The organism is Puia sp. (assembly GCF_036500295.1).
Taxonomy (GTDB): Bacteria; Bacteroidota; Bacteroidia; order Chitinophagales; family Chitinophagaceae; genus Puia.
This window is the reverse complement of the sequence record NZ_DASYCH010000066.1, coordinates 1-4,248: the sequence shown is the minus strand read 5'-3', so window position 1 is coordinate 4,248 and position 4,248 is coordinate 1. Positions and strand designations below refer to the sequence as shown.

The 4,248-nt window shown below is 53.3% G+C and carries 4 protein-coding genes; 3 read left to right on the top strand and 1 reads right to left on the bottom strand.

Features of this window, described 5'->3' with window-relative positions:
- The 3 genes from VGM48_RS13735 to VGM48_RS13725 all read left to right on the top strand — a co-directional run.
- The coding region (locus tag VGM48_RS13735) for a hypothetical protein (protein WP_331580009.1) at positions 1 to 469 on the top strand (469 nt) is incomplete at its 5' end.
- An 11-nt stretch (positions 470 to 480) separates the two neighbouring features.
- Positions 481 to 2,679, top strand: a complete 2,199-nt coding sequence (locus tag VGM48_RS13730) for a DUF3857 domain-containing protein (RefSeq protein WP_331580007.1) — start codon at positions 481 to 483, stop codon at positions 2,677 to 2,679.
- Positions 2,680 to 2,720: 41 nt separating this feature from the next.
- Complete coding sequence (locus VGM48_RS13725) at positions 2,721 to 2,927, top strand: hypothetical protein (protein ID WP_331580005.1); 207 nt, start codon at positions 2,721 to 2,723, stop codon at positions 2,925 to 2,927.
- 76 nt (positions 2,928 to 3,003) lie between these two features.
- Here VGM48_RS13725 and VGM48_RS13720 read toward each other — a convergent pair.
- Positions 3,004 to 4,248: RNA polymerase sigma factor (locus VGM48_RS13720; RefSeq protein ID WP_331580003.1), on the bottom strand; the 1,245-nt coding region annotated here is incomplete at its 5' end.

Below are 4,248 nucleotides of genomic sequence, written 5' to 3'. Positions count from 1 at the left end.
GGGCAATGTGAATTATCTCATGACGGATGTGAAACAGGAAGGGATGGACAACCGGAACATCGACCTCACCTATCACTACAACCTGGTGTTTAACAATGCGGCTACGGCTTTCGACAAGGATCTTTACCTGGACCTCGATTTCCGGAAGGAATTTTCTGAGGCTTCTATCGACACGACCAGCCGTCATCATGACTACCTCTTCGAATGCAAAGAGGACCGCATCACGGAAGCCAACCTCGCGATCCCCGCGGGTTATACCGTTTCGGGCCTGCCCCCCGCCCTGGATATACAACGCAATGGATACGGGTTCTCGCTGTCCTATAAACAGGAAGGGAATGTCTTGAAATACCGGAAAACGATCGTTCTCAAGGATGTTCACCTGCCCAGGTCCGCCTTCCGGCAATGGAATGCCGATATCGCCCTTTTGAAGAAGGCCTACCTGCAGCAGGTCACACTTACCAAAAAATAAACGCACGCAATATGTTTTCGAAGCTATACTCCTTGTCCTTTGTGCTCCTGGCCGTCATCGCCGGTCAATCCGTCCACGCACAGGCGGATACCGTAAAATATAAAGAACGGGCGGCGGCCGTCAACCAGGAAGTATGGGGATGGAAGCTCCCCGCTTTCGCAAGTCATACGGTTCCTGCCGGGTACGCGGGTGAGTCGAGCGTGATCCTTGCCCGGCGGGCCGTGATCGAAGCCGATTCAAAAAAGAAAATGGATTGGGCGGTCTTAGGCGCCCGTCGTAATTTCTACTATAACAGTACCGTCCGGGAGTTGGTAAAGATCAACGACAAGGCATCCCTCGAGGAATATTCCCAATTGAACTTCCGTCAATTCAAAAAATTGAATGGGTGGATCTCGGGGACGGCCACGACCTTCGTCGGCGCCCGGATCATCAAGCCGGATGGCTCGGTCCGGCAGATCAGCATTGATGAATCGGTGATCTTACGAACTGACAAAGACGATTTGGAGCGTAAGCTGGCTATCGCTGACCTGCAGGTGGGGGATCTCCTGGATTATTATGTCCGGGTGGAAGAATGGTCCGTAGCGCTGCGGGAGCCGGAGCGGCTGATCTTTGTCTTTGGCGATGATCACCCCATCCTCCACTATTCCATCCATTGCGAGATCGGCGATAAATATGCGGTAGAATATCGCAGCATGAACAAGGCGCCGGATGCGAGACAAAGTGCCAATGAGGATAAAGACCTCGTCCTGGACCTGGAGCTGCACAATATCCCGGCCGCTCCGACGGGTCTCTGGATGTCTTCGTTGCGCGAATTGCCTGCCTTCCGGATCAATGTACTTGCCGGCGGCAGACTAGCGACCGGACGTTCGAACGGGGACGTGATCAAAGACGCACCGTTATCGGACGTGATCAGGCGTTCCTGGGTGGAAAGCAACCCGCAACTCGCCTATATGATCATCCAGCAGGTAGAAAAAATCGTTCGCGCGGCCGACAAACATTACTACACGCTTTCGAAGGACAGCCTGGCCTATCTTGTCTATTATGCCTACCGGTTCAACCTTTACTACAACCAGGTGGAAAAAGACATGATCGTGGGAGAAGGGCGTAATCATATGGAGATGAAAACAGACCTTTATCTGTCTTGTCTCGGCACGGTATTCAACCGTTTCAAAATAAAATATCATATCGTGGCCCTGCCTTCGCGTTATGGCCCCGATATGCGCCAGGTCATGATTCCCGGCGACCTGGTACACCTGCTCCAGGTGGATGTGGACAAACCTTTCTATATCACCAATGACAATATGTTCACTTGTCCCGGTTATATTCCCGACTACCTGGAAGGACAGCCTTGTGTCGATATCAATAGCCAGAATGGCCGCAGAGGCGCCCAGCCAAACCTCACGAACCTGACCCCGCTGAGCGCCGCCGCCGATAATATACACCGGGAAAACCTGCACATCAATATTTCCGGCGACGATATGCAATCGGTCCGCGTGAAAAGGCAAACGACCCTTACCGGCAGAATGAAAGAAGGCGAACAACTCCATCTGCTGAATTTCGAAGATTGCTATGAGTCGGAACGTAATACGATGCATGTCGAAAAGTCGATCATGGACGATCTGAAAAAGGCCCGGAAGAGTAAGAATGTTTCCGAGGACTATGCTACGGCGTTGCAGAAGGCAAGGGAGTCGTTGAAAGATCGTTTTAAGGAAGAGGTCTCTTCCGAATTCGAAGAAAACCCCAAAGAAATGATCAGTTGGAAAGTGGACAACCCGGGTCTCCGCCATAGTGCGCCGGACCTGGTCTACAGTACGGAATTCACGATGGACGGCCTCCTGCAAAGGGCCGGCAACAATATACTTCTGAGCATCGGCAAGACCGTCAGCTCGCCCTTAAAGCTCACCTCTTCGCAGCGTACCCGGAAAGTGGACATCTATATGCCCTACGCCCGTACGATCGATTATTCGGTCAGTTTTGCGATCCCGCAGGGATTCACCGTCCAGGGAGCGGATAAGTTGAACAGGACGCTCGAGAACGACTGTGGCAGCCTGACCACCGCCGCAAAGATCGAAGGGGGTCAACTGGTCCTGCATTTCAAGCGGGTCTACAAACACAATGAGGAACCTGCTGCAAAATGGCCTCAGTTGCTAGCCATACTCGACGCCTCGACCGAATTCGCGGGACAAAAAGTACTGCTGAAGAAAGGATGATGCCATGGCCTGATCCTTGCATTCCTGCCTAAAAGAAAGGTATGAAAACCCTATACATTGCTATGGCCTTGGTCGCCGTGGCTGTCTCCTGTACAACCCCGGCGCCCATCACGGCCCGTCCTGATCCCAATACATCCACCAGCGGCACGCTTGGCTCGGTAAAGGCTACGGATGGCGTCCGTCCCCTGACGGGTAATGGCATCCCGGATTCGGCGCGGGGGAAAAGGGATACGGTCCGGCAGCATTAGCGAGGCCGAACGTTAGCGAGGCCGAATGCATTACTGCGGCGGCGCCAAACGAATCATTGCGGCGAGGCCAAACGAGTCATTGAGGTAGTGTGTCCAACTTTTCCCGTAGCAACTTTTTTTCTGCGAGGGAAGAAGTAAGATGGCAGGCCATGTCCAGCAATCTCCGGGCTTCGGCGAAATTGCCCGCGCGTCCATATAGATCCCCCAGTACTGCGCTATAGATATAGTGATGCCGGAGCAGGTCCCCGATATCTTCGATGTCCAGGATCGCATCGATGGCGGCGGTCAGATCGCCCATTTGCGCCACCAGGACCGAGCGGTTGAGCCGGACGATGGGAATGGGTTTTCGCTCCAGCAGGCGATCGTACAAATAAAGAAGGGACTTCCAGTTGGTAGAGGCAAAATCGGGTGAGAGGCAATGTTCCGCCGCAATCGCCGATTCGATATGGTAGACGGAAAGATAGTCGCCATCGGACGATTGGTTGAGATAATGATACCCCATATGGATCAGATCCCGGTCCCATTTACTCCTGTCCTGCTTTTGCAATAAAATGATGGTATTGTCGTCCCCGATCCGGCTGTCGAAGCGGGAAACCTGGAAACACATCAGGGACAGAAGGGCGTAGGTAGAAGGATGTGCGCCTATCCCATGTTCCGACAACAGTTTACAGAGGCGCATGGCTTCGGCGCAAAGGTCGTGACGGATCAGCTCGTCGGCTTTTACGGAATTATAACCTTCGTTGAACAAAAGGTAGAGGACCGTATAGACCGTCTCGAGGCGATCCCGTAGTGCTGTGCCGACCGGGATCTCGAACCGGATCGAATGTTTTTTGATATATTCCCTGGCACGATAGATCCTTTTTTGAATGGTGGTTTCGGTGGAGACCAGGGCCCTGGCGATCTCCGTTACCCCAAAACCGGATACCGTCTTCAGTGTCAGCGCCACCTGGTCTTCGGGATTGAGCGAGGGATGACAGCAGGTGAAGATCATACGCAGTTGGCTATCCGCTATTTCGGTATCCAGGAAGAATTCTTCGATCGTGTGTTCGGTGTCCGAGCGGAGACGGCTGGCCAGCTCTTCGGAGATGCCCGACATTTTCTGCTGACGACGGATAAGATCGATCGTTTGGTTCCGGGCCACCCGCATCAGCCAGCCGGATGGATTGTCAGGGACCGGCCCGTACTTCCATACCTGCAGCGCTTTCAAAAAAGTCTCCTGTACCGTGTCTTCGACCAGTTCCAGGTTGTGGATGCCAAAGATACGGGTCAACACGGCGATCATCTTTCCCGCTTCATGACGGAAAAGATGATCGACCAGTTG